General features: G+C 70.7%; 21 protein-coding genes and 1 tRNA gene. 11 read left to right on the forward strand and 11 right to left on the reverse strand.

Annotated elements, in window-relative coordinates; translation table 11 throughout:
• Nucleotides 1-162: 162 nt before the first annotated feature.
• The 3 genes from MFF13_RS07705 to MFF13_RS07715 all read right to left on the reverse strand — a co-directional run bounded on the left by MFF13_RS07705 (nucleotide 163) and on the right by MFF13_RS07715 (nucleotide 2,222).
• Nucleotides 163-1,029, reverse strand: a complete 867-nt coding sequence (locus MFF13_RS07705) for a flagellar motor protein MotB (protein ID WP_147830108.1) — start codon at nucleotides 1,027-1,029, stop codon at nucleotides 163-165.
• 33 nt (nucleotides 1,030-1,062) lie between these two features.
• On the reverse strand, nucleotides 1,063-1,920 hold the full coding sequence (gene motA / locus MFF13_RS07710; RefSeq protein ID WP_147751068.1) for a flagellar motor stator protein MotA: 858 nt from the start codon (nucleotides 1,918-1,920) through the stop codon (nucleotides 1,063-1,065).
• A gap of 227 nt (nucleotides 1,921-2,147) precedes the next feature.
• Nucleotides 2,148-2,222: transfer RNA gene (locus tag MFF13_RS07715), tRNA-Val, on the reverse strand.
• Between the two features lie 337 nt (nucleotides 2,223-2,559).
• On the opposite strand from MFF13_RS07715, the gene gltX reads away from it, so the two are divergent.
• Nucleotides 2,560-3,903, forward strand: coding sequence for a glutamate--tRNA ligase (gene gltX / locus MFF13_RS07720; RefSeq protein ID WP_147830106.1), 1,344 nt, complete (start codon nucleotides 2,560-2,562; stop codon nucleotides 3,901-3,903).
• Nucleotides 3,904-3,905: 2 nt separating this feature from the next.
• Here gltX and MFF13_RS07725 read toward each other — a convergent pair whose 3' ends face one another.
• Genes MFF13_RS07725 through MFF13_RS07735 form a run of 3 tightly spaced genes read right to left on the reverse strand, consistent with a single transcriptional unit; the run spans nucleotide 3,906 to nucleotide 6,961 of the window.
• The gene (locus MFF13_RS07725) at nucleotides 3,906-4,247 is read right to left on the reverse strand and encodes a DUF1491 family protein (protein WP_147830104.1); all 342 of its coding nucleotides are present in this window, start codon (nucleotides 4,245-4,247) and stop codon (nucleotides 3,906-3,908) included.
• Nucleotides 4,248-4,303: 56 nt separating this feature from the next.
• Nucleotides 4,304-5,041 (reverse strand): peptidoglycan-binding domain-containing protein, encoded by a 738-nt coding sequence (locus tag MFF13_RS07730; protein ID WP_306422417.1) that lies wholly within the window; start codon nucleotides 5,039-5,041, stop codon nucleotides 4,304-4,306.
• Between the two features lie 24 nt (nucleotides 5,042-5,065).
• A complete protein-coding gene (locus tag MFF13_RS07735; RefSeq protein ID WP_147830102.1) occupies nucleotides 5,066-6,961 on the reverse strand; it encodes a sensor histidine kinase in 1,896 nt (631 codons plus the stop codon).
• 321 nt (nucleotides 6,962-7,282) lie between these two features.
• On the opposite strand from MFF13_RS07735, the gene MFF13_RS07740 reads away from it, so the two are divergent.
• A complete protein-coding gene (locus MFF13_RS07740) occupies nucleotides 7,283-7,627 on the forward strand; it encodes a hypothetical protein (protein ID WP_147830100.1) in 345 nt (114 codons plus the stop codon).
• A 102-nt stretch (nucleotides 7,628-7,729) separates the two neighbouring features.
• Here the strand turns inward: MFF13_RS07740 and MFF13_RS07745 are convergent, their stop codons facing one another.
• Nucleotides 7,730-8,851, reverse strand: coding sequence for a DUF2336 domain-containing protein (locus MFF13_RS07745; RefSeq protein WP_147830098.1), 1,122 nt, complete (start codon nucleotides 8,849-8,851; stop codon nucleotides 7,730-7,732).
• A 146-nt stretch (nucleotides 8,852-8,997) separates the two neighbouring features.
• Nucleotides 8,998-10,017, reverse strand: a complete 1,020-nt coding sequence (locus MFF13_RS07750; protein WP_238271755.1) for an aldo/keto reductase — start codon at nucleotides 10,015-10,017, stop codon at nucleotides 8,998-9,000.
• Nucleotides 10,018-10,214: 197 nt separating this feature from the next.
• On the opposite strand from MFF13_RS07750, the gene msrQ reads away from it, so the two are divergent.
• From msrQ to MFF13_RS07770, 4 genes are all read left to right on the forward strand, one after another.
• A complete protein-coding gene (msrQ, locus tag MFF13_RS07755) occupies nucleotides 10,215-11,108 on the forward strand; it encodes a protein-methionine-sulfoxide reductase heme-binding subunit MsrQ (protein ID WP_238271757.1) in 894 nt (297 codons plus the stop codon).
• Nucleotides 11,109-11,184: 76 nt separating this feature from the next.
• Nucleotides 11,185-11,505: a hypothetical protein gene (locus tag MFF13_RS07760; protein WP_147751076.1), complete on the forward strand. Its 321-nt coding sequence runs from the start codon at nucleotides 11,185-11,187 to the stop codon at nucleotides 11,503-11,505.
• Between the two features lie 78 nt (nucleotides 11,506-11,583).
• Nucleotides 11,584-12,111 carry a Uma2 family endonuclease gene (locus tag MFF13_RS07765; RefSeq protein ID WP_238271759.1) on the forward strand — a complete coding sequence of 176 codons (528 nt, stop codon included), beginning with the start codon at nucleotides 11,584-11,586 and terminating at the stop codon, nucleotides 12,109-12,111.
• A 66-nt stretch (nucleotides 12,112-12,177) separates the two neighbouring features.
• Nucleotides 12,178-13,191: an adenosine kinase gene (locus tag MFF13_RS07770; protein ID WP_147751078.1), complete on the forward strand. Its 1,014-nt coding sequence runs from the start codon at nucleotides 12,178-12,180 to the stop codon at nucleotides 13,189-13,191.
• Nucleotides 13,192-13,195: 4 nt separating this feature from the next.
• Here the strand turns inward: MFF13_RS07770 and MFF13_RS07775 are convergent, their stop codons facing one another.
• From MFF13_RS07775 to ubiG, 3 genes are read right to left on the reverse strand one after another with little or no spacing between them, the layout of a single operon-like run.
• A complete protein-coding gene (locus MFF13_RS07775; protein ID WP_238271761.1) occupies nucleotides 13,196-14,170 on the reverse strand; it encodes an NADPH:quinone oxidoreductase family protein in 975 nt (324 codons plus the stop codon).
• A 59-nt stretch (nucleotides 14,171-14,229) separates the two neighbouring features.
• A complete protein-coding gene (locus MFF13_RS07780) occupies nucleotides 14,230-14,790 on the reverse strand; it encodes a YbhB/YbcL family Raf kinase inhibitor-like protein (protein ID WP_238271764.1) in 561 nt (186 codons plus the stop codon).
• Nucleotides 14,791-14,841: 51 nt separating this feature from the next.
• A complete protein-coding gene (gene ubiG / locus MFF13_RS07785) occupies nucleotides 14,842-15,618 on the reverse strand; it encodes a bifunctional 2-polyprenyl-6-hydroxyphenol methylase/3-demethylubiquinol 3-O-methyltransferase UbiG (RefSeq protein WP_147751081.1) in 777 nt (258 codons plus the stop codon).
• Between the two features lie 265 nt (nucleotides 15,619-15,883).
• Here ubiG and MFF13_RS07790 point away from each other — a divergent pair, with 265 nt between their 5' ends.
• The 5 genes from MFF13_RS07790 (at nucleotide 15,884) to MFF13_RS07810 (ending at nucleotide 23,382) form a co-directional block, all read left to right on the forward strand.
• Nucleotides 15,884-17,119 carry an aspartate kinase gene (locus MFF13_RS07790; protein ID WP_147751082.1) on the forward strand — a complete coding sequence of 412 codons (1,236 nt, stop codon included), beginning with the start codon at nucleotides 15,884-15,886 and terminating at the stop codon, nucleotides 17,117-17,119.
• Between the two features lie 85 nt (nucleotides 17,120-17,204).
• Nucleotides 17,205-19,469, forward strand: a complete 2,265-nt coding sequence (gene ptsP, locus MFF13_RS07795; RefSeq protein ID WP_238271766.1) for a phosphoenolpyruvate--protein phosphotransferase — start codon at nucleotides 17,205-17,207, stop codon at nucleotides 19,467-19,469.
• Nucleotides 19,470-19,529: 60 nt separating this feature from the next.
• Nucleotides 19,530-20,615 (forward strand): peptide chain release factor 1, encoded by a 1,086-nt coding sequence (gene prfA / locus MFF13_RS07800; protein WP_147751084.1) that lies wholly within the window; start codon nucleotides 19,530-19,532, stop codon nucleotides 20,613-20,615.
• A gap of 196 nt (nucleotides 20,616-20,811) precedes the next feature.
• Nucleotides 20,812-21,702: a peptide chain release factor N(5)-glutamine methyltransferase gene (gene prmC, locus MFF13_RS07805; protein WP_238271768.1), complete on the forward strand. Its 891-nt coding sequence runs from the start codon at nucleotides 20,812-20,814 to the stop codon at nucleotides 21,700-21,702.
• Nucleotides 21,703-22,143: 441 nt separating this feature from the next.
• The gene (locus tag MFF13_RS07810; RefSeq protein ID WP_238271770.1) at nucleotides 22,144-23,382 is read left to right on the forward strand and encodes a DUF4167 domain-containing protein; all 1,239 of its coding nucleotides are present in this window, start codon (nucleotides 22,144-22,146) and stop codon (nucleotides 23,380-23,382) included.
• The last annotated feature ends 88 nt before the right edge of the window (nucleotides 23,383-23,470 follow it).

Below are 23,470 nucleotides of genomic sequence, written 5' to 3' on the forward strand. Positions count from 1 at the left end.
TCGCTCTTCGTTCGCAGAGAGCCGGTGGTTCCACACTGAAAGTGGCTGAAGATCAGGTTTCAGAGTGGTGGTCGAGGCATGGCACCGCACCGTGGACGCCGTGCCCAGATCAGTTCGGTCCTATCGGGCCGAGCATTCAACAGAGGCGATGCGGCTCGTCCGTCAGCGAAGGATGTTCGGGGGCGTCGCCGGGCTCGCATTGAGCAGCGTGACCGTCACCCGCCGGTTCGGGGCGATGTAGGGGTTGTCGGGGAAGACCGGCTCGGTGTCGGCGCGTCCCACCACCGACGCGAAGTTCTCGTTGGGAACCCCGGCGCCCGACAGAATCTCGCGTACGGCGAGCGCACGCCCGGCGGTGAGATTCCAGGGTTCGCCGGCCCGCGCCGAACCCGGGCGGGTGGCCGACGTGTAGCCGGTGATGGACAGGCGGTTGGGCAGCCGGCGCAGGGCGGGCGCCAGCGCTTCCAGCACGCGACGGGTCCGCTCGTGGGGGTCGACCGAACCCTCGCGGAACATGGAACGGCCGTCGTCGTCCACGAGGGAGACGTTCACGCCCTCCTTGGTCGGCTCGATCACGATGTTGCGCGACAGCTCGGCGATGTCGGGCATCTTCTGGAGCGCCTGCCGCAGGCTGGCCATGGCGCTGTAATTGGGCTGCACGCTGGCGGCCGGGCGGCTGGCATCGAGGTCGCTGGCGCCGCCCGCACTGGTCGGGCGCGCCCTCTCATCCTGCTCGGCTGAACCCGTCGCCTTCTCGCGGGGCGTGGACGGCTTGTTGCCCGACGTATCGAGGGAGGTCCCATAGAGCATTCCGCCAGCGCCGCTGGTAGCGGGGCTCAAAGCCGCCGGCGCGAAGTATTCCGCCAAACCGGCCTTCTGCTCCTGCGTTGTCATGCTGATCAGCCACATCAGCAGAAAGAACGCCATCATGGCGGTCACGAAGTCCGCGTAGGCAATCTTCCAGGCCCCGCCGTGGTGCCCGTGCGCGGCCTTCTTGACCTTCTTGATGATGATCGGCTGGAGCGCCATGATCGTCGCGTCCCTTCTCGAGATGGGGTCGGATTAGGCGGGCAGGGCGGCGGTCGCCGCTTCCACTTCGTTGAAGGTCGGGCGGACGTCGCTCATTAGGGCCTTGCGGGCGAATTCCACCGCCATCACCGGCGGCTGGCCGGCGATGTGGGCAAGGAGACCAGCCTTGAGCGAAACGTAGTATTTCGACTCCGCCTCGAAGAGGCTCTTGAGCGACTGCGCCATGGGCCCGAAGAAGCCGTAGGCGACGAAGACGCCGAAGAAGGTGCCGACGAGCGCGCCGCCGATCAGATGGCCCAGCACCTCCGGCGGCTCCTTGATGGCTCCCATCGTCTTGATCACGCCGAGCACGGCGGCGACGATGCCGAGCGCGGGCGTACCGTCGGCGAGCGACTGCATGGCCGAGACGATACGCTCCTGCTCCTGGTGGTGCGTCTCGAGTTCCTCATCCATGAGCGCATCGATTTCGTGGACGTTGTTGGCGCCCAGCGTCACCATCCGCATGTAGTCGCAGACGAATTCGACCGCGTGATGGTTGGCTGCAAAGGTCGGGAAGGCGTTGAACAGCGTCGACTCGCTCGGCTCTTCGATGTGCGGCTCGAGCGCCATCAGGCCTTTCTGCTTCGCGAGCTTGAACAAGGAAAACTGCATTCCCAGAAGCTCGACATAGGCTTGCTGGTTGTATTTCGGCCCCTTCACGAGCGTGCCGAACATGGCGGGCACGGCCTTGAGCACCGGCCCGGTGTTGCCGATGATGAAGGCCCCGATCGCCGCACCGAGGATGATGACGAACTCGAACGGCTGCCAAAGCACTTCGAGGTGGCCGCCCATCGCCGAATAGCTGCCGAAGACGCAGGCGAAGACGATCAGGGTGCCGACGATCAGCCGCATGATGTGCCATCCTTGGCCGGCAGCAGGGACAGCCCGCGCGAAGCCGTTAACGATCCGACAAATCACCGAGGAAGGTTAATGGCGGGTTTCGCGCTTTGGCCGGAGGCTGGATCGGGCAACGCAGCGCTCGCCTCCCAACAACCTGTGAGGGCTGAGACACAAGGTTCGGTGGCTTCGGCGCACGACAACGTAGGTCGGACGAGCGGCCAAACTGATCTGAGAGGAAATGGTGGACGGTGCAGGGATCGAACCTGCGACCTTTCCCGTGTGAAGGGAACGCACTACCGCTGTGCTAACCGTCCATCCCGCGCGACGAGCCCTTGGGACGCCGCGATCCCGATCGACCAGCGCTGACGCCGTCGATCCCGGAACGAGGGCCTTCTAGGACCGGCTGCGCGGTGGCGTCAAGCTGCAGAACCGATGCGATCACCGATCGACGTCGACGACCGCACCGGTTCCGGCCGGAATTCCGCTCCGCGCTTGTCGGCCGCCGCGGCGCCCCATCCAAGGAACGCCGGGTTCCGGCTGCCTGGAAGCGTCGCCGACCGTGCAATCCGTCGCCACGTGTTTCCGCCGTCCCCGCGCGACATCCCGGTCGGGCTGTGGCGGAGAGGGGCAATTGGAGGTTAAGACGCCGCCATGGCTCCTCTTGTCCGCTTCGCGCCGTCGCCCACCGGCTTCCTCCACATCGGCAACGCGCGGCCCGCGCTGCTGAACGCGCTCTTCGCCCGCGCGAACGGCGGTCGCTTCCTGCTGCGGCTCGACGACACCGACCGCGAACGCTCGACCGAGGCCTTCGCCAAGGCGATCGAGACGGACCTCGCCTGGCTCGGCATCGTGCCGGACCTGCGCGCCCGCCAATCGGACCGGACGGCGGTGTACGACGACGCCGCCGACAAGCTGAAGGCGCTCGGCCGGCTCTATCCCTGCTACGAGACGCCGGAGGAGCTGGAGCGGCGGCGCAAGCGCCAGCTCGGCCGCGGCCTACCCCCGATCTACGATCGCGCGGCGCTCGCGCTGAGCGACAACGAGCGCGCCGCCATGGAGGCGGAAGGCCGCATCCCGCATTGGCGCTTCAAGCTCGAGCCGCGGGCGGTCGCCTGGGACGACCTCGTCCGCGGCACGGCGCACGTCGATTGCGCCTCGCTCTCCGACCCCGTGCTGGTGCGCGCCGACGGCAGCTACCTCTACACGCTGCCCTCGGTGGTCGACGACGCCGACCTCGGCGTCACCCACGTGATCCGTGGCGAGGACCACGTCACCAACACCGGCGTACAGGTGCAGATCTTCGAGGCGCTGGGGGCTGCGCTTCCGGTCTTCGGCCACCACAACCTTCTGACGACGGCGGATGGGGAGGGGTTGTCGAAGCGCCTCGGCCACCTGTCGCTGCGGTCGCTGCGCGAGGCGGGCTACGAGCCGGCCGCCGTGCGCTCGCTCGCCGTGCTCACCGGCTCGGCCGAGGCTGTGCGCGCGGTCGCGACGATGGACGCGCTCGCCGAGCTCGTGAACCTCGCCCACATCTCCCGGGCGCCGGCCAAGTTCGATCCGCACGAACTCGACGGGCTCAACGCTCGCATCCTTCACGAGATGCCGTTCGCGGAAGCCGCCGAGCGCCTGGACGCGCTCGGCATCCCGGCGGGCATCGCCGAACCTTTGTGGCTGGCGGCGCGGGCGAATCTCCACCGGATCGCCGAGATTCGCGACTGGTGGCAGGTGGTGGCCGGGCCGGTCGCGCCGGTGATCGCGGACGCCGTCGTGACCGACGCGGCGTTGGCGACGCTGCCGCCCCAGCCCTACGGCCCCGAGACCTGGAAGGCCTGGACCACCGCGATCCGCGAGCGGACCGGCGCCAAGGGCAAGGCCCTCTTCATGCCGCTGCGCCTGGCGCTCACCGGCCTGGAGCACGGGCCGGACCTGGCTGCCCTGCTGCCGCTGATCGGGCGCGATCGTGCGGCGCGGCGACTCGCGGGCGAGGCGGCCTGAGGCTATTCGGCGAGATCGAGGAGGTGCCGGCCTTCGCGGTCGTCGATCTCGATGATCCACAGGTCGGAATCGAAGCGGATCTCCTTGGTCAGGCGCTCCTCGGCATCGAGCGGCGTGCCCTCGGTGACCATCGCCACGAAACGGCGGCCGCCGGAATCCTCGCCCTCGAACAAAGCCTGCGGCGCCGGCCCGTAGAGGTCGGCGCGTCCGTCGAGGCGATCGACCTTGACGAAGATCGCGCCCGCCGCCGCCGCCCCGCGCCGCCGCTGAACCGCGGAGATGCCCTCGACGGCGAGGCGCCTCAGGTGGGCCGAGACCCAGAAATCGGAGCGCAGGCGCGGCATGGGACCTCCCGGTGCGGATGCGCGCCGGGCATGCGCCGCGCCGGACCGCGATGCAATCAGGCCGGGGGCAGGGCAGCGCGGGCGGCGAGCTCGCGCAGAGTCCGGCCGGCGGGTTCGCCCTTTACCGGCAGCTTGCGGTCGCGCTCGAACTTTTCGATCGCCGCGCGGGTGGTGGCGCCCATCAGCCCGTCGGCCTTGAGCGGCCCGTAGCCGAGCTTCGTCAGAGCCTTTTGCGCCTGCATCACCGAGGGCTGCGGTTTCGGTGCTGCGGCGGCCGCCTTCGGCGTGACCGAGGCGGTGGTCTCGCCGGACCGGATCAGGTCGGCGATCCCATCCCGGTTCGCAGGCTTGGCGGATTCGGCGGTCTTGGCCGGCGGCCGTGACGGCTCGGCGGGCCGCGCGGCTTCGGCCGCCATGTCCGGCGAAGCCTTCGGGACCGGGTCCTTCCGTACCGCGTCTTGGCGAAGCGCGTCTTGGCGAAGCGCGTCCTGGCGAATCGCGATCTTCGGCAGGATCGGCGCCGGGTGGCGGCCGGTCTGGTGGCCCAGCGCGTTCATCGAGACCATCACCACGGCGCCGAGCGCGACCACCCCGCCGAACAGCGTACCGGGGTTGCGCCGGCACATGCGCAAGGTCCCGCTGGCCACGGCCCCGAGCATCACCCGCCATTCCGAGGCGTCGGCATCGGTGATGGCTGCGCGAGGTGGTGTCGGGTGGCGGGCGGCCTTGGCCGGGCGTGCGCTGCGGGCCTCGCCGGCGACGGTGATCTCGCAATGGTCGCGCATCTCGGACATTCTGTCTCCCCGTTGCGTTTCGGATCAGCCGGCGCGGCGCAGGCGCGCGGCTTCGTCGGGCTCCCGCACCACCGTCGGCCCGCTGTCGAACAGGCCGAGCGGCAGGCGAACGACGGCGCCGGTGGCTGGCGCATTGCGGGTCGTGCGCACCCGGGCGGTCAGCGGCGCGGTGCCGAGCGCGCTTTCGGGCTGGCGGCAGGCCTTCGGCAGGCTGACGGTGACGGTCGTCCCCGCATCCGGCGCGCTCTCGATCGTCATGGCGCCGCCGTGCAGGCCGACGAGACCCTGCACCACGGACAGGCCGAGGCCGGTACCCTCGTGGGTGCGCTTGTAGCCGCCGGTCCCCGCCTGGAAGAACGGCGTGCCGAGCCGCGGCAGGTCGGCTTCCCGGATGCCGATGCCGGTATCCGAGACGACGAGGTCGAGGCCGGTCGCGGTCCTACGCAGCGCCACCTCGACGCGGCCGCCGGCGGGCGTGAACTTCACCGCGTTCGAAATCAGGTTGATCAGCACCTGCCGGCAGGCACGCGAATCCGCGGTGATCTCGATAGAGCCGTGCGCGGGCGTCGGCACGAGGACGATTCCGGCTTCGTCGGCCTTGAGCTTCATCAAGTCGCAGCAGCTGCGCACGAGAGCTGCCGCGTCCACCGTCTCCGGCGCGTAATCGAAGTTGCCGCTCTGGATCCGGCTCATGTCGAGCAGGGTGTTGACGACGCTGAGCAGGTGCTGCCCCGAGGCGCCGATGATGCCGGCATATTCCCGCGCCCGCTCCGGCCCGAGCACCATCGCGCCTTCGCCGGCCAGCACCTCGGAGAAGCCGATGATGGCGTTCAGGGGCGTGCGCAGCTCGTGGGTGACGTTGGCCAGGAACCGGCTCTTCACCTCGTCGGCGCGCTCCGCCTCGGCACGCGCCCGCTCCAGTTCCTCGGCGTGGCGGCGATGCTCGGTCACGTCCCGGGTCACGGCGACGACGCCGACCGGGCCGGACGGACCCTGCGCGATCCGGTGCGCCCGCATCTCGACATGGATCAGCCGTGCGCCGTCCTGCCGCCGCCCGGTCGGGTCGACGTTGAGGCGCAGCTGCACCGTCGCGGGCTTGCCCAACGCCGCGACGTCGCTGATCGCCTGCAGGAAGGCGGGGCGGTCGGCGACGTGGACGCGCTCCAGCAGGCCGTGGCCGCGCAGGCGCAGGGCGTCGGTGCCGACGAGGGTCTCGGCCGAGGCCGACGCCTCGATCACCCGGCCGTTGGCGTCGTGCCAGGTGACGAGGTCGTCGATCGCGGCGAGCAGCATCCGGTCCCGGGCCTCGTTGTCGCGCATGCGCTTGCGCCATTGGCCCTCGTTGCGCATCTGCTCCAACACCTGCGCGGCGACGTGGCCGATGGCGGTGATGGCGAAGACCGGCAACGCCACGGTGGCCGAGAGCGCGACCGTCGGGCTGGTGACGATCCAAGAGCCGGCGAGCGCGACGCCGAGCACGCCGAGCATCGCCAGCAGGGACGCGGCGACGGTCGCCCGCTTCGAGCCGGAGACCACCGCTTCGAGCGGGATCGCCACGAGCCAGACGGTCGCGGCCGACTGCACGCCGCCGGTGAGCCCGGCGAGGCAGACGATCAGCCCGGTGAGGCCGGCGGAGGAGACCGCGTGAGCGACCCAGAGCGAGCCGGTGCGCGAGAGCAGGACGGCGGCGAGGACCGGTAGGAACAGGCTGGCGATGGCAAGGACTTCGATGCCCGAGGGCACGCCGCGCCACAGCAGGTAGGGCGGCAGCCCTGCCATCATCACCGCGCCGGTGGCGAGGCGCGAGACCAGGAAGCGCTCGTGGCGGAAGCGCACGGCCGCGTCCTCGATCGCGGATTCATGCACGAAGCTCGCAAGGCGGGCGTCGAGCAGCGTGGGCAGCCGGTGTTGAATACGCAAGACAGATACGCGCAACGCACAAGACCCAAGACCCGGGGCAGCCAACAACGCGGCATCCCAGGAAATACTCGGCCTTCGCGCCCCCCGGTTCGGTGACGAACGACTAGGAGCCGACCGTCGCAGACCCGGCTTAAACGAGTGTTGCGCGCCGGCTTCCGATCACCCGGATGCTTTCCACAACGTAACCGTGACTGTGCGCCGTCGTCCCGAATGCGGTTCGTTCACCATCGACGCCGATTTCCGCGCTCAGTTGACGGCGGGTTCAGGAAGTCGGCGCCACCCTCGGCCAGTCCAACCCGTCCGCCGTCCGGATCACCGTTTATGTCGTTCCTGTTGCGAGCCGCCCTGGTGATCGGCGCGTTGTCCTATTTCGCGGCGACGCGCGACCAGCCCTCGACGTCCGCGATCGGACCCGCAGCGACGGCGACGGCGACGGCGGCCGTGCGCGATCCGGCTGCGACGGTCCTGGCGACGGGATCGACGGTGCTCGCGACGGTCGGGTCCGCCTCGGCGGCCTGGAGCGCACTGCCGGCGGAGTCCCGCCAGCGTTTGGCGCAGGATGCCATGGCCGAGCTCGGCAGGCACGTCGGCACGGCAAGCGTCTCGCGCGACACCCTGGCGGACGCCGACCGCAAGGCCGCCTGGCGCGGTGCGGAGGGGCACTGACGACGCGGCGCGGATTGAGCTGCGACGCGCGAAGCCGGCTCTAACGCCAGCGGCCCATCAGCAAGCGAAAGGCCCGGCACGTCACCGACATCCGGGCGGGCTTCAAGACGACTTGCGCGCTCGTCCCGGCAGGGTCGTGCGGGCGGCAGGCCGTTCGACGGCACTTGCCCGGACCTTGCCCGTGTCCGGCGCATGGTGCGGCTGGTGCGCGTCGGCCGTGGCGGTGCGCTCGCGCAGCGGCCGGTCGAGGATCGCCGAGAGCAGGTCGCGGGCGGCCGGGCGATCGGTGGTGCGGAACAGGCGGACGAGCTCGAACACCCGCTCGGCCGAGCGCGACACCGCCTCGTCGAGGGTCAGGAAGACGTAGACCGCCTCCTCCTCGTGCAGGTCGGCGGCGCGCAGGCATAGGGTGAGCAGGTCGTAGCGCGAGCCCGGGTCCGGCGCGGCGCGCAAGAAGTTCGCCGGCAGCCCCAGGCCGTCGGACAGCGCGGCGATGAAGCCGGGCACGTCGTGGGCGGCGGACAGTCCGAGCAGCATCGCGCCGAGGTCGCGTGGCGGGGGCGGGCAGGGGCGAAGCGCCGCCGTGGCGGCGATGGCCTCGCGGATCGCATCGCGCCGGATCGGGTCGGCATGCAGGTAGAGCGGCGCGAGGTCGTCGGCCGCGAGGTCCGGGCGCGCCAGAAGCAGGCCGGCGAGGTCCGGGTCGGCGCGACCGCGGCCAACGAGGTGGCGGGCGCTGTCGCTGCGCAGGGTGATCGCGAGGTTCCCGGCCAGCGCCCGGTCGATCGCCGGATCGCCGCGCTGCGCCAGCTCGGCGACGACCGCGCGGGGCAGGCCGGGCCGCCCGGCCATCGCCGAGCCGAGGTCGGCGCCGTCGAGGAGCGCCGCGTCGATCAGGGCGGGCGAGAGCGTGACGGCTGTCTCCAGGACGATGTCGCGGACGCGGCCGCCGCGGGCGGCGAGGGTGGCCAGAACGGATTGCGGCGTGTCGGCGAAGGGCGCGAGCTTCTCCGCGACGATCGCCGCCGTCTCCTCGTCGACGATCGGGATCAGCCCGCCGGCGAGGGATGCGAAGGACTCGATGTCCGACTTGTCGCGGTTGGCTGCCTGCACGAACAGATCGGTCTGGACCCGCAGGATGACGGGCTTCAGGTCGAGATGCGCGATGCGCGACAGTTCGATCAGCCCGGACAGGTCGGGCGCGACCTCGACGGATGGGGGCATGGCACTTCGGATACGCAGGAACTGCAACGACCATCACGCTAGGGCCTTTTGCGTGAATCGACCTTTAATCCTCCTTCCCGACGGCCGTGTCGTCCTGCGCCAATCTTGCCTGCGCCAATATTGGACCCGATCGATCGATACGTGCCTCAGGCCTTGGTCCCGCTCACCGTGACGCGGCCCTCGACCGGGTAGGCCGGATCATTGTAGCCGGGCGTCGAGGGGTGGCCGGTCACGACGAGGCCGTCGACCAGGGCCTCGTCCTCGGGGGTGAAGGCGTAGTCGAGCCCGCCGAGGTAGTCGGTCCACTGCGCCAGCGTGCGCGGACCCGCGATGACCGCTGTCACCGCGCGGTTGTTCATCACCCAGGCGAAGGCGAACTGGCCGGCGGTGATGCCGCGGGCCTCGGCATGGTCCTTCAGGGTGCGGGCGATGCGCAGGGATTCCGGGCGCCATTCCGTCTGCATCATCCGCGTGTCCTGGCGGCCGGCGCGGGTGTCGGCCGGGGGCGGGGCGTCGGGATCGTACTTTCCGGTCAGCACGCCGCGGGCGAGCGGCGAGTACGGCACCACCCCGAGGCCAAAATGCGCGCAGGCCGGCAGGTGCTCGGTCTCGGGCATGCGGTTCAAGGCGTTGTAATAGGGCTGGCTCACCACCGGCCGGTCGATGCCATAGGCGTCGCACAGGCGGCAGATCTCGGCGATGCGCCAGGAGCGGTGGTTCGAGACGCCGAAATGCCGGATCTTGCCCTGGCGGACCAGGGTCTCCATCGCCCGCACGGTCTCGTCGAGCGGCGTCGCGTGGTCCTCCCGGTGGAGGTAGTAGATGTCGATGAAGTCGGTGCCGAGCCGGCGCAGGCTCTCGTCGGCGGCGCGCAGCACGTGGACGCGCGACAGGCCGCGGTCGTTGGGTCCGTCGCCCATCGGGTTGGCCACCTTGGTGGCCAGCACCCAGGCATGCCGGTCGGCGGCGATCGCCCGGCCGGTGATCTCCTCCGAGACGCCGGCGTTGTAGACGTCGGCCGTGTCGATGAAGTTCACGCCCGCCTCGCGGGCGCTGGCGACGATGTGCGCGGAATCGGCCTCGTCGGTGGCGCCGCCGAACATCATCGTGCCGAGGCAGATCGGCGAGACCTTGAGGCCGGAGCGGCCAAGCGTGCGGTAATCCATCAGATGCGATCCTGCGTCGTTGGGTTGCGGGGCTATCTCGGCCGCGCTCCGGTGCGGTCAACCGTCTTCGCGCGTTCGAAACCGAAAACGGCCCGCATCCGTAACCGTGGGGCGAACCCAGCGAATGGATCGCGAGCGTTCCCCGCCGGCCGTTCCGGGCCGCGAATCGTCACCGACAGCCGATACGAAGAGCCGCCATGTCCGACGCCCGGTCCCACGCCCTGCCGCTGCCCTGGCTCGACCGCGCCGGGCGCCTTTCGCTCCTGAAGCTCGCGGCGTTCCTGCTCGCCGTCGCGCCGGCCTGCTACCTCGCGGGCGCCTACGCGACGAACACCCTCGGGCCCAAGCCGATCACGGCGCTGATCCACGGCACCGGGGAATGGACCATCCGCTTCCTGCTGGCCTCCCTCGCGGTCACGCCACTTCGACGGGTGGCGAACTGGCCGAAGCTGATCAACGTCCGCCGCCTTATCGGGGTCACCACCCTGGCCTACGCGCTGGCGCACCTGACGCTCTACGTGGTCGACCAGAACTTCGACCTCGCCAAGGTCGTGTCCGAGATCGCACTGCGGTTCTACCTGACGATCGGCTTCGTCGCGCTCCTCGGCCTGATCGCGCTCGGCGCCACCTCGACCGATGCTGCGATCCGGCGGATGGGAAAGAACTGGACGCGGCTGCACAAGGCGGCCTACGCGATCGGCATTCTCGGCCTGCTGCACTACTTCCTGCAATCGAAGATCGACGTCTCCGACCCGGTGTTCTGGACCGGGCTCTTCGTGCTGCTGATGGGCTGGCGCCTGATGCAACGCGTCCGCCTGCCGATGCGGCCGTGGTCGCTGGCGCTGCTGGCGGTCGCCGCCGGCCTCGCGACGGCGGGGATCGAGGCGGCGTGGTACGGGATCAAGAGCGGCATCCCGGCCGACCTCGTGCTCGGCGCCAACCTCGACTTCTCCGACGTGATCCGCCCCGCCTGGTGGGTGCTCGCCATCGGCCTGCTGCTACCGGTGGTCGCCCTGGTTCGCGGGATGCCGGCTGCGCGCAAGCCCGCGCCGCGGGTGGAGCGGCCGCACCGCGTCCAGCCGGCCGGATGACCGCCTTGCTCCCGGAGGCACGCGGACGCACAACCCGGCCGGCCCCGACGCGGGCCGAACGGAGCTCGACCTGTCCATGCGCGGTTTCCTGAGCCGATCCCTGTTCGCCCTGGCGCTCGTCGCGCCCAGGGCGGCACTCGCGGCCTGCCCCCTGCCGGAGCCGCCGCCGGCCTCGGCCAAGCCGGAGAAGCCGGCCCTGCCGGCAAAGCCCGCCTGCCTCGACGCCAAGGGCGGATGCCCCGGCTGGGAGGCCTACAGCTACAACGACGCGATCAAGGCCTACAACCTGCAGCTCCAGGCCTTTCGGCCTCTGGCCGAAGGCTACCTGCAGAAGCTCAACGCCTACGTGAAGGCGAGTGCCGACTACGCGCAGTGCGAAGTCAAGTCGATGCAGTAGCCGCCGCTTCGCGACGGCGTCGCCGACTGCTAGGATCGGCCGCTGAGCGCTCAGCCCAAGCTTCGGCCCGATCCGGGAATGACCGTGGATCAGTTCCTGACCTGGGCCGAGGATCGACCTGGCCGCCACGAAATTCTGAACGGCGAAGTCTTCGCCATCTCGCCGCAGCGCGCACAGCATGCCCGCGCCAAATCTAGGATCTTCGTAGCCTTGCACGCCGCGGTTCGTGCCGGCGGCCTCCCGTGCGAGGTGTTTCCGGACGGCATGACCGTGCGGATCGATCCGACCACTGCTTTCGAGCCGGACGCCCTCGTCATGTGCGGCTCCCGGATGGATGCCGACGCGGTCGAGGTGAACGATCCGTTGATCGTCGTCGAGGTGATCTCACCGAGCACCAAGGCGATCGACACCGGCGTCAAGTTCGCCGGGTATTTCAGCCTCGCCAGCGTGATGCACCACCTGATCGTCGATCCCGTCAAACGCCTCGTCATCCATCACCGCCGTGGCGCCGAGGTGATCGAGTCGCGGATCGCGGCCGACGGCGTGCTCCGGCTCGATCCGCTCGGCCTCGACGTGCCGGTCGCCGAGATGTTCGCCGACGCCTGAGCCGCCTCGCTTGACCCGTTCGGACGCCGGTGCGAGAGCGCGGGCAGATTTCGAAGGGACGACCGAATGACCGCTCAGCTCGACCTCCTGGTGCTCGGCAACGCCATCGTCGACGTCATCGCCCGCACAGACGAGGGCTTCCTCGCAGACCAGGGCGTGCCGAAGGGCGCGATGGCGCTGATCGACGAGCCGCGCGCCGAGGCGTTGTTTTCCGCGATGGGCCCGGCGACGATCGTGTCGGGCGGGTCGGGCGCCAACACGGCGGTCGGCGCCGCGCTGCTCGGCGCCAAGACCGGCTTCGTCGGCAAGGTCCGCGACGACGAGCTCGGCCGCCTGTTCAGCCACGACCTGAAGGCGACCGGCGTCGCCTTCGGCGTGCCGGCCGCGACCGACGGCCCCGCCACCGCCCGCTGCTTCGTGCTGGTGACGCCGGACGGCGAACGCACGATGAACACCTATCTCGGCGCATGCCAGGGCCTGTCGCCCGCCGACCTCGACGAGGCGGTCGTCGAGAGCGCCCGCGTCGTCTACCTCGAAGGCTACCTCTGGGACCCGCCGGCCGCCAAGGACGCGTTCCGCAAGGCGGTGTCGATCGCGCACGGTGCCGGCAATGCGGTGGCGCTCACCCTCTCGGACGCGTTCTGCGTCGGCCGCTACCGCGACGAATTCCTCGGCCTGATCCGAGACGGCAGCGTCGACATCCTGTTCGCCAACATCGGCGAGCTGCAGAGCCTGTACCAGACCGACGACCCGGACGCGGCGCTCAAGGCCTTGCGCGACGAACGCGACGGCCGCGGCAAGCACCTTCTCGGCCTCGTCACGCGCTCGTCCGAGGGCGCGATGGTGGTGAAGGGCGGCGAGATCCGCTCGGTCGAGGCGTCGCCGGTGCGCGAGGTCGTGGACACCACCGGCGCCGGCGACCTCTTCGCCGCCGGCTTCCTGGCCGGGCACGCCCGCGGCCTCGACTACGTCACCGCGGCCCGCCTCGGCGCGCTGGCGGCGGCGGAGGTGATCCAGCACATCGGCGCCCGGCCGCAGGGCGACCTCGTGGCGCTCGCCAAGGCGCAGGGCCTGATCTGAGGCGTCAGGGCCGCAGCAGCACCTTGCCCACCGCCTCGCGGCGGCTGAGGATGCCGAGGGCCGCGGCGTAGTCTTCGAGGGGGTAGGCGCCGTGCACCCGCGCGGTCAGCCGACCCTCGGCGACCCAGGCCAGCATCTGGCGCTGGTTCTCGCGGTGCACCTCCGGCTCGCGCTCGGTGAACACGCCCCAGTGGACGCCCATCACGTCGAGCTCCTTCAGCAGCATGATGTTGAGCGGCAGGCGCGGGATCTCGCCGGCGGCGAAGCCGACGACGAGGAAGCGCCCGCGCCAGGTCAGCGCGCGGAAGGCCGGCTCCGAGAACGCGTCGCCGACCGCGTCGTAGACCACGTCGACGCCCTTGCCCCCGGTCGCCTCCTTGAGGGCGTCACGCAAGGTCGCCGGGTCGTAGACGAGGCCGATCTCGGCCCCGTGCTCGCGCGCGACCGCGAGCTTGTCCTCCGACGAGGCGCAGGCGATCACCCGGGCGCCGAGCAGCGCCCCGAGTTCCACCGCCGCGAGGCCGACGCCGCCCGAGGCGCCGAGCACCGCCAGCCATTCGCTCGGCTGGACCTTGGCGCGGTTGCGCAGGGCATGCAGCGAGGTGCCGTAGGTGATCGTCAGGCCCGCCGCCTGCTCGTCGCTCACGCCGTCGGGCACGGGGATCAGCAGGCGCGCCGGGACGGTCACCCGTTCGCGGCAGGTGCCGTACTTGGCGTGCACGATCACCCGGTCGCCGACCCGCACGCCCTCCGCGCCGGGGCCGAGCGCCTCGACCACGCCGCAGGCCTCGCCGCCGGGCGAGAACGGCAGCTCCGGCTTCACCTGGTAGCGCCCGGCGATGATCAGCGTGTCGAAGAAGTTCAGCGCGGCGACCGAGACCCGCACCAGCGCTTCGCCGGGGCCGGGCATGGGATCGGGCAGCGTCTCGATCGACAGGTCGTCAGGTCCACCGAGCCGGGTGCAGAGGAGAGCCTTCATCGCGCGCGTTCCGTTGGCTTGGTCATCCGCCGTCGAACGATCGAGGCCGGCTATGCGCCTCAGCGCCGCTGGTAGGTCCCGGTGAGCGAGCCCCTGGCCAGGACGTGGCCTCGCATTGCATCAATCAGGGCGCCGCGGCCTGGGGAGGGCGACAGGTCGAGGCGACGGTCGAGGGCGTAGACCTGGAACAGGTAGCGGTGCGCGCCGTGACCGCTCGGCGGGTCCGGCGGCAGCCAACCGTCCTTGAGGAAGCTGTTCTTGCCCAGATCCACGGGCGCATCCGCGGTCAACGCGCCCTCGGCGAGATCCGACATGGCCGGCGCTAGGTTCCACGCGATCAGATGCACCAGCGGATGCGGCGTCGGGCTGTCGGCATCCTCCCCCAGGATCACGACGGCGGCCGTGCCGGCGGGAAGGTTGCTCCAGGCGAGCGGCGGCGAGGTTCCGTCGCCGTCCGCGGTGAAACGGGCCGGCAGAGCCGCGCCGTCGGCGAAGTCTGGGCTCGTCAACGCGATCGTCGCCGGAGCGTCGGGGAATTCGGCGTGAAAGACGGCCTTCTCGAGCCCGGCCTTGAGGCCGGACAGGGCATGGCCCACGGCGGCGGGTATCTTCTCGAGCATCGCGTCTCCTTCGGGGACCGCCCGGTGGTGGCAGGGTTGGGCAGGGGCGCCCTAAGCCGGCTTCTCGGCCGCCAGCATGTAGTTCACCGCCGTGTCGCGGCCCACCCGCCATCCGTCCGTGAGCGGGTTGTAGACGACGCCCGTCGTGTCGGTCACGGACAGGTCGCCGCCCCGGAGCGCAGCCGTCAGCTCGGACGGCGTCACGAACTTCTGCCAGTCGTGCGTGCCCTTCGGCAGCCAGCCGAGGACGTATTCGGCACCGACGATCGCGAGCGCGAAGGAGCGCATCGTCCGGTTCAGCGTCGCGGCGAAGAGCAGGCCGCCCGGCTTCACCGCCGAGGCCGCGGTGCGGACGAAGGCCGGCATGTCGGAGACGTGCTCGATCACCTCCATGATCAGCACCACGTCGAAGGTCCGGCCCGCGGCGGCCACCGACTCGATGGTCTCGGCCCGGTAATCCACGGGCACGCCCTCGGCCTCCGCATGGCGGCGGGCGGCGGCGATGTTCTGCACGGCCGGGTCGAGGCCGGTGACGTCGGCGCCGAGGCGCGCCAGCGGCTCGGACAGCACGCCGCCGCCGCAGCCGACGTCGACCACCGAGAGGCCGTCCAGCGCGAAGGGCGTCTCAGCCGAGCGCCCGTAATGGCGGCAGACCGTGTCGCGAATGTAGGCGAGGCGGACGGGATTGAAGCGGTGCAGCACCCGCATCGGCCCGCGCGGGTCCCACCACGTCGCCGCCAGCGCGTCGAACCGGGCGATTTCGGCCGGGTTCACCGACCCGGTGCGCGCGTGCGCGGCGCCGCCCGCGGCGGTCTCGTCGATGCTCATCCGCTCTCCTTGAGGGTCCGTACCAGGCAGTTGGAAACACGCGCCGGCCCGACCGGTTCGCACGGGCGGCCGAACTTCGCAGCGGAACGCGGCAGCGGAATCGGCGGCGTGTTGACAGGTCCCGACCCCGCTTGTACCCGCCGGACGCCGGTGCGGTACAGCGATCGGCGCGGTCGCTCGGAAATCCCCGCGGGCCGTCCTACACGCCCGGTCCCGATGCGCCCGGATCGGCCGATCGACGAAGTTTGAGAAACGCGGACGCTCCATGCCCCGTCTGGTGATGAAATTCGGCGGCACCTCGGTCGCCAACGTCGAGCGCATCCGCAACGTGGCCGCCCACGTCGCCCGCGAGGTCGCGGCCGGCTACGAGGTCGCGGTCGTGGTATCGGCGATGTCGGGCAAAACCAACGAGCTCGTCGGCTGGGTCAAGGACGCCGACGGCGACTACGACGCCGCCGAGTACGACGCCGTCGTCGCATCGGGCGAGCAGGTCACCTCCGGCCTGCTGGCGATCGCGCTGCGCAAGGCCGGCATCGCGGCCCGCTCCTGGCAAGGCTGGCAGATCCCGATCCAGACCTCGGACGCGCACGGCTCGGCCCGCATCGAGGAGATCGACGGCGCCCGGCTCGACGCCGGCTTCAAGCGCGGCGAGGTGGCGGTGATCGCCGGCTTCCAGGGCATCCATTCCGAGACCGGCCGGATCACGACTTTGGGCCGTGGCGGGTCGGACACCAGCGCGGTCGCGATCGCCGCCGCGATCGGCGCGGAGCGCTGCGACATCTACACCGACGTGGACGGGGTCTACACCACCGACCCGCGCGTCGTGCCGAAGGCGAGGCGCATGGAGCGCGTCACGTTCGAGGAGATGCTGGAGATGGCCTCCCTCGGCGCCAAGGTGCTGCAGGTCCGCTCCGTCGAGCTCGCCATGGTGCACCGGGTGCCGACCACGGTCCGCTCCTCCTTCGATCCGCCGGACGCCGCGCGCCCCGGCACCCTCATCTGCGACGAGGAAACCGACGTGGAACAGCAGATCATCACCGGGATCGCCTTCGCGCGGGACGAGGCGCAGATCACGCTTCGCCGTGTCAAGGACAGCCCCGGCGTCGCCGCCGCGATCTTCGGGCCGCTCGCCGACGCCAACATCAACGTCGACATGATCATCCAGACCGTGTCGGGCGACCAGTCCACCACCGACATGACCTTCACCGTGCCGGCGGCCGACTACGACCGCGCCCGCACAGTGCTCGATCGGGCGCACGACACGATCGGCTTCGCCCAGATCGAAGGCGCCACCGACGTGGTGAAGGTGTCGGCGATCGGCGTCGGAATGCGCAGCCATGCCGGCGTCGCGGCCAAGGCGTTCCGGGCGCTCGCCGACAAGGGCATCAACATCCGCGCCATCACCACCTCCGAGATCAAGTTCTCCGTGCTGATCGACGCGGCCTATACCGAGCTTGCCGTCCGCACGCTCCACTCGCTATACGGCCTGGATCAAGCTTGAGTCTTGCAGGCCCGTCCGACGGGTTCGACCTGAGGTTGCCCGGCGCCGACGTTCGGCGCCGCGCTGACAGGGGATTGACCAGACGATGCCCGCTGCGCCCGGAGGCCCGCGCCTGCTGCTGCGCCGCCTTCGCGAAGCCATGGCGGAGCCGGTCAGCCCCCAGGCGCGCCTGGACCGCATCGTCGTGGTCATCGCCGCCAACGTCATCGCCGAGGTCTGCTCGGTCTACGTCCTGCGCGACGACAACACGCTCGAGCTGTTCGCGACGGAAGGCCTCAACCGCGAGGCGGTCCACCTCACGCGGATGCGTGCCGACGAGGGCCTCGTCGGCCTGATCGCGCAGACGGCCGAGCCGCTTTCGCTCTCCGACGCGCAGACCCACCCGGCCTTCTCCTACCGCCCCGAGACGGGGGAGGAGGCGTATCACGCCTTCCTCGGCGTGCCGTTGCTGAGGGCCGGCAACACGCTCGGCGTGCTCACCGTCCAGAACAAGACCTACCGCGTCTATTCCGACGAGGAGATCGAGGCGCTCCAGACCACCGCCATGGTGCTCTCGGAGATGATCGCGTCCGGCGAGCTGCAGGGGCTGGCGCCCGACGCCGGCACCGCCGCGCGCCGCGCGGTCAGCGCCCGCGGCGTGGTGCTCGCCGACGGCATCGGCCTCGGCCACGTCGTGCTGCACGAGCCGCGTATCGTCGTGAAGACACTGATCGCCGAGAACGTCGAGGCCGAGATCACCCGGCTCGAAGCCGCGATCGAGGCGGTGCGCTCGGCGATCGACGCCCTGGTCGAGCGCGGCGACAAGATCGGCACCGGCGAATCGCGAGAAGTGCTGGAGACGGTGCGCATGTTCGCCCACGACAAGGGCTGGCTGCGCCGGATGCGCGAGGCGGTGGTCTCCGGCCTCACCGCGGAGGCCGCGGTCGAGCGGGTCCAGTCGGACAACCGCGCGCGGATGATGCGCCAGAGCGACCCGTACCTGCGCGACCGCCTGCACGACCTCGACGACCTCGCCAACCGCCTGCTGCGCCGCCTCACCGGCCAGGAGGGCGCGGGCTCAGGCGCGTTCCTGCCCGACAACGCCATCCTGGTCGCCCGCTCGATGGGGCCGGCGGCGCTCCTCGACTACGACCCGTCTCGGTTGCGCGGCGTGGTGCTGGAGGAGGGCGGCCCGACCAGCCATATCGCGATCGTCGCGCGGGCTTTGGGCATCCCCGCCGTCGGCGAGGTCGAGAACGCGACGGCGCTCTGCGATTCCGGCGATGCGATCATCGTCGACGGCGTCTCGGGCGAGGTCCAGGTCCGCCCCGGACCCGAGATCGAGGCGGCCTATGCCGAGATGGTGCGCCTGCGCGCCAAGCGGCAGGAACAATATCGGGCGCTGCGCGACGTGCCCGCGATCACCCGCGACGGCATCCGCATCGGGCTCCACCTCAACGCCGGCCTCCTCGTCGACCTCGGGCACCTGAACGAAACCGGCGCCGAGGGCATCGGCCTGTTCCGCACCGAGCTGCAGTTCATGGTGGCGCAGCGGATGCCGTCGGCGGCCGAGCAGCAGGCGCTCTACGAGGCGGTGTTTTCCGCCACCGGCGACCGGCCGGTGACGATCCGGACGCTCGACATCGGCGGCGACAAGATCCTGCCGTACATGCCCAAGCTCGAGGAGGAGAACCCGGCGCTCGGCTGGCGCGCGATCCGCATCGGCCTCGACCGGCCGGCGCTGCTGCGGGTCCAGCTGCGGGCGCTGCTGCGGGCGGCGGCCGGGCGGCCGCTCAAGATCATGTTCCCGATGGTGGCCACCGTCGACGAGTTCGTGCGGGCCAAGGCCATCGTCGATCGCGAGAAGGCGCACCTGCGCCGCCACGGCCATCCGCTTCCGAGCGATTGCCGCCTCGGCGCCATGGTCGAGGTGCCCTCGCTGCTGTTCCAGATCGACGAGATCGCGAAGGTCGCCGACTTCCTGTCGGTCGGCTCGAACGACCTGATGCAGTTCCTGTTCGCGGTCGATCGCGAGAACCGCCGGGTCGCCGACCGGTTCGATCCGCTCTGCGCCGCCGCGATCCGCGCCTTCCGGCTGATCGCCGAGCGCGCCGACGCGGCCGGGTGCCCGGTGACGGTGTGCGGCGAGATCGGCGGCCGTCCGCTCGAAGCGATGGCGCTGATCGGGATGGGGTTCCGCAACCTCTCGATGTCGCCGGCCTCGATCGGCCCGATCAAGGCGATGGTGCTGAGCCTCGACGCGCGGGCGATCGCCGACGTGATCGACGCCGAGATGGCCCGCTCTCACGACGGCGCCTCGCTCCGCCCGGCGCTCGCCGCCTTCGCCAAGGCCCACGGCATCCCGGTCTGAGCGCACTGCGCGTCAAAACCGATCTCGTTTCCGTCAGCGTCCCAGAGTAGACCCCGGTCGATGATTCCCTTTCCCCCCGACCGCCTCGACGCCATCCTCGTGCGCCACGACATCGTCACCGGCACCCTCGCGGCTGGCGACGGAAGCTCGGAGAGCATCGTCCAGCTCTCCCGCGAGCTGTCGGACCTCGATCCCGTCGTCGCCGGCATCCATGCCTACCGTGCCGCCGCCGCCAACCTCGCCGAGGTCGAAGCGCTGATCGACGAGCCCGGCGGCGACCCGGAGATGCGCGCGCTGGCCGCCGCCGAGAAGCCCGACGCCGAGGACGCGCTGATCAAGGCGCATCGCGATCTGCAGCTGATGCTGCTGCCGAAGGATGCGGCCGACGAGAAGAGTGCGATCCTCGAAATCCGGGCCGGCACCGGCGGCGACGAGGCGGCGCTTTTCGCCGGCGACCTGTTCCGGATGTACGCGAAGTACGCCGACACCAAGGGCTGGAAGGTCGAGGTGATCTCCGAGAGCGAGGGCACGGTCGGCGGCTACCGCGAGGTCGTGGCGGAGGTGAAGGGGCGTGGCGTGTTCGCTCGCCTGAAGTTCGAGAGCGGCGCCCACCGCGTCCAGCGCGTGCCCGACACCGAGGCGCAGGGGCGGATCCACACCTCCGCCGCCACCGTGGCGGTGCTGCCCGAGGCCGAGGAGGTGGACATCGTCGTCAACGATTCCGACCTGAAGATCGACACCATGCGCTCGCAGGGCGCCGGCGGTCAGCACGTGAACAAGACCGAATCGGCGATCCGCATCACCCACCTGCCGTCGGGGATCGTGATCTTCGTGCAGGAGGAGCGCTCCCAGCACAAGAACCGCGCCCGCGCGATGTCGCTGCTGCGCGCCAAGCTCTACGACGCCGAGCGTACAGCCAAGGATGCCGTCCGCGCCGCCGACCGCAAGTCGCAGGTCGGCACCGGCGACCGCTCCGAGCGCATCCGCACCTACAACTTTCCGCAAGGCCGGGTCACCGACCACCGCATCAACCTCACCCTGTACAAGCTGGAGGAGATGCTCGCCGGCACCGCGCTGGACGAACTCGTCGACGCCCTGGTCACCGAGCACCAAGCCGAGCTGCTGGCCGCCGAAGGCATGTCGTGAGCCCGTACCGCGTAAGGCTGGCCGCAGCGCGGCTCCCTCTCCCATGGGGAGAGGGGTGGGGTGAGGGGCGTGACCTCTCCGGACGGCTCTCATCCCTCACCCTGTCCCTCTCCCGCCCGGGAGAGGGGACCCGCGCCATGCTCGGACAGCGTGCCGCTGTTGCATCCGCTGAATTGCGGGCCTCGGCGAAGCAGCCGTGAGCGCCGCAGCGATCGTGCATCCCGCCGACACCCGCAGCGATGCGCTTCGGCGTCTCGCCAGCACCTTCGTAGCCGAGGGTGTGCCCGAGGGCGACGCCCGCTTCCTGATGCTCGGCGTGCTCGATCTTCGCGCGATCGACCTCGCGCTGCACGGGCAACGTGTACTCGGGCCGGGAGAGGCGAATAGGCTGGAGGTCGCAGCACAGCGCCGCCTGTCCGGCGAGCCCGTGGCTCGCATCCTCGGGGCGTGGGAGTTCTGGGGCTTGCCGTTCCGCCTGTCGCCGGAGACGCTGGTGCCACGGCCGGACACCGAAACCCTGGTCGAGGCGGCGCTCGCCTCGATCCCCGACCACGCGGCGCCGGTCCGCATCCTCGATCTCGGCACCGGCAGCGGCTGCATCCTCGTCGCCTTGCTGAGCGCGCTGCCGAACGCCACCGGGATCGGGCTGGACCGGTCCTGGGGCGCCCTGAGGACGGCGCGCGCGAACGCGCGCGACAACGGCGTCGCCGAGCGCGCCGGCTTCATCGCCGGCGATTGGTGCGATGCCCTCGGCGCCCCGTTCGACCGCGTGGTCTCGAACCCACCCTACATCGCGAGTCCCGTGATCGCCGGGCTCGACCGCGAAGTGCGCGAGCACGACCCCCTCGCGGCCCTCGACGGCGGCGATGACGGCCTCGGCGCTTATCGGCGGATCGTTGGGGCGGTGTCTCGGGGCCTGCTGGCGACGGGCGGCTCGCTCCATCTCGAAATCGGCTACGATCAGGCCGAGGCCGTGACCGACTTGGGGGCGGCGACCGGCCTTCGACCGGGCGGCATCATGCGCGATCTCGCCGGGCACGCACGGGTCGCATCGTTCACCTCGACCGCCGCAGCGGTGTCCGCGTAGCGGATTCGCGGCAACGATCCTGCGAAAGGCGACGAAATCCCCATCACGTTTTTGCAGGAACGGCCCGTGCGACTTGCGGTTCGTGGACGATCCGTTAAGAGTACCGATCGTAGGTTCGGCATGGGTCATCCTTCGCGGGATGTCGGCCGAGCGCGCCACCGCCGATCAGACGCAGGCTCGGGTTCGAGCAGCGGCGCGGCGGTTTTCGAACCTGACAATCGACACGCGTCTTGGACGCAAGCGTAGGCCCCGAGGGATCGGGACAGACGGCTGGTAGGCGAGCGGTTCGTGGATCAAGTCCGATGATCCCTCCGCGGGCGCCGGCGAGGACCCGCCTGGCGGCGCCTCGGGAGCCCGGCCCCACAGCCCGACCCCCAGACCAGACGCGCTCGCAGTAACGAGGGTCATCTGAGACCGATGAGACCAAACCAGAACCGACGGGTGCGTGGCCGGAACCGGCCGAAGGGCCCGAATCCGTTGACGCGGTCCTATGAATCCAACGGTCCCGACGTCAAAGTCCGCGGCACCGCCCAGCATATCGCCGACAAGTACGCGCAACTCGCGCGCGACGCGCAGGCGGCGGGCGACCCGGTGGCGGCGGAAAACTATTTCCAGCACGGCGAGCACTATTTCCGGATCATCTCCGGCGCCCAGGAGCAGGGCCGCCCGCAGGCTGGCGCCGGCTACGCCTCCCGCGCCTACGACGACGACATGGAAGACGGTGACGACGAGCAGGGCGGCGAGGCCAACGGCCAGGGCTATGCCGGCTACGCCACCGAGTATGGCGATCCCGGCCAGCAGCCGCAGCCCTACGACAACCGCGGCGAGGGCGGCCAGCAGGACGGGCGCCAGGATCGCAACCAGAACGATCGCGGCCAGAACGACCGGTTCGGCCAGAACCAGAACCGCGGCGACCGGCAGGAGCGCCGCGACCGCTTCCAGAACAACCGCAACGACCGGCCGCGCTTCGACAACGGCGCCCGCTTCGACAACCAGCGCCCGGACGGCAACCGTCAGGACGGCAATCGGCAGGATCAGCCGCGCCAGGATAACGGCCAGCGCTCCGACTACGACCGTCAGGACGCGCCCCGGCAGACCTTCAATCGCCAGGAGAACGGGCGGCAGGAGTATCCGCGCCAGGAGAACCGGCAAGAGAATCGCCAAGAGAACCGGGCCGAGTTCACCCGCCGGGACCAGCCGCGCGAGGACGTGTCTCGGCAGGACATCGCGCGACAGGACCCGTCGCGCCAGGAGCAGCCCCGCACCGACGCGCCGCGCGACAGCCGCTACGAGAACGGACGCACGGAACAGCCGCGCCGCGAGTCGCGCCAGGACGTCCGCACCGAGGCACCCGTCCGCGCCGAGGCGCCTGCGCGTGCCGAAGCGCCGGTGCGCCCGGACTCCCCGGCTCCCGCCCGTCGCGAGCGCCGCCGCGAGGAGCCGCGCGCCGTCGCAGAGGATGCGGCCGGCCTGCCGGCCTTCCTGATGACGCCGCCGCGGCTTCCGGCCGCCTCGGAGGCGCCCGTCGTCGAGGCGCAGGCGCCGAGCCAGCCCGTGACCGACGGCGACGATGCCCCGGCCCCCAAGGTCCGCCGCCGGCGCCGCCCGCGCTTCGAGGGCATCGAGGCGGAAGGCGGCGCCGAGGGCAAGACGCCGGACGGCACCGGCTCGGGCGAGTAATCGCCTTCACGACTCCATCGAAGGCCGCTCCGGTTCTCCGGGGCGGCCTTTTTCTTTGGCGCTAAAGCCCGGCGATGGGCGCCTACGA

The sequence above is a fragment of the Methylobacterium cerastii genome, assembly GCF_022179125.1.
Classification (GTDB): Bacteria; Pseudomonadota; Alphaproteobacteria; order Rhizobiales; family Beijerinckiaceae; genus Methylobacterium; species Methylobacterium cerastii.

Bases quoted from the DNA above. Each gene is read 5' to 3' on its own strand.
- MFF13_RS07765 (WP_238271759.1), top strand. From the start codon at position 11,584: ATGACCGTGGATCAGTTCCTGACCTGGGCCGAGGATCGACCTGGCCGC.
- msrQ (WP_238271757.1), top strand. From the start codon at position 10,215: ATGTCCGACGCCCGGTCCCACGCCCTGCCGCTGCCCTGGCTCGACCGC.
- motA (WP_147751068.1), bottom strand. From the start codon at position 1,920: ATGCGGCTGATCGTCGGCACCCTGATCGTCTTCGCCTGCGTCTTCGGC.
- gltX (WP_147830106.1), top strand. From the start codon at position 2,560: ATGGCTCCTCTTGTCCGCTTCGCGCCGTCGCCCACCGGCTTCCTCCAC.
- ubiG (WP_147751081.1), bottom strand. From the start codon at position 15,618: ATGAGCATCGACGAGACCGCCGCGGGCGGCGCCGCGCACGCGCGCACC.
- MFF13_RS07775 (WP_238271761.1), bottom strand. From the start codon at position 14,170: ATGAAGGCTCTCCTCTGCACCCGGCTCGGTGGACCTGACGACCTGTCG.
- MFF13_RS07705 (WP_147830108.1), bottom strand. From the start codon at position 1,029: ATGGCGCTCCAGCCGATCATCATCAAGAAGGTCAAGAAGGCCGCGCAC.
- MFF13_RS07790 (WP_147751082.1), top strand. From the start codon at position 15,884: ATGCCCCGTCTGGTGATGAAATTCGGCGGCACCTCGGTCGCCAACGTC.
- MFF13_RS07780 (WP_238271764.1), bottom strand. From the start codon at position 14,790: ATGCTCGAGAAGATACCCGCCGCCGTGGGCCATGCCCTGTCCGGCCTC.
- ptsP (WP_238271766.1), top strand. From the start codon at position 17,205: ATGCCCGCTGCGCCCGGAGGCCCGCGCCTGCTGCTGCGCCGCCTTCGC.
- MFF13_RS07730 (WP_306422417.1), bottom strand. From the start codon at position 5,041: ATGTCCGAGATGCGCGACCATTGCGAGATCACCGTCGCCGGCGAGGCC.
- MFF13_RS07725 (WP_147830104.1), bottom strand. From the start codon at position 4,247: ATGCCGCGCCTGCGCTCCGATTTCTGGGTCTCGGCCCACCTGAGGCGC.
- MFF13_RS07760 (WP_147751076.1), top strand. From the start codon at position 11,185: ATGCGCGGTTTCCTGAGCCGATCCCTGTTCGCCCTGGCGCTCGTCGCG.
- MFF13_RS07750 (WP_238271755.1), bottom strand. From the start codon at position 10,017: ATGGATTACCGCACGCTTGGCCGCTCCGGCCTCAAGGTCTCGCCGATC.
- MFF13_RS07740 (WP_147830100.1), top strand. From the start codon at position 7,283: ATGTCGTTCCTGTTGCGAGCCGCCCTGGTGATCGGCGCGTTGTCCTAT.
- MFF13_RS07745 (WP_147830098.1), bottom strand. From the start codon at position 8,851: ATGCCCCCATCCGTCGAGGTCGCGCCCGACCTGTCCGGGCTGATCGAA.
- prfA (WP_147751084.1), top strand. From the start codon at position 19,530: ATGATTCCCTTTCCCCCCGACCGCCTCGACGCCATCCTCGTGCGCCAC.
- MFF13_RS07770 (WP_147751078.1), top strand. From the start codon at position 12,178: ATGACCGCTCAGCTCGACCTCCTGGTGCTCGGCAACGCCATCGTCGAC.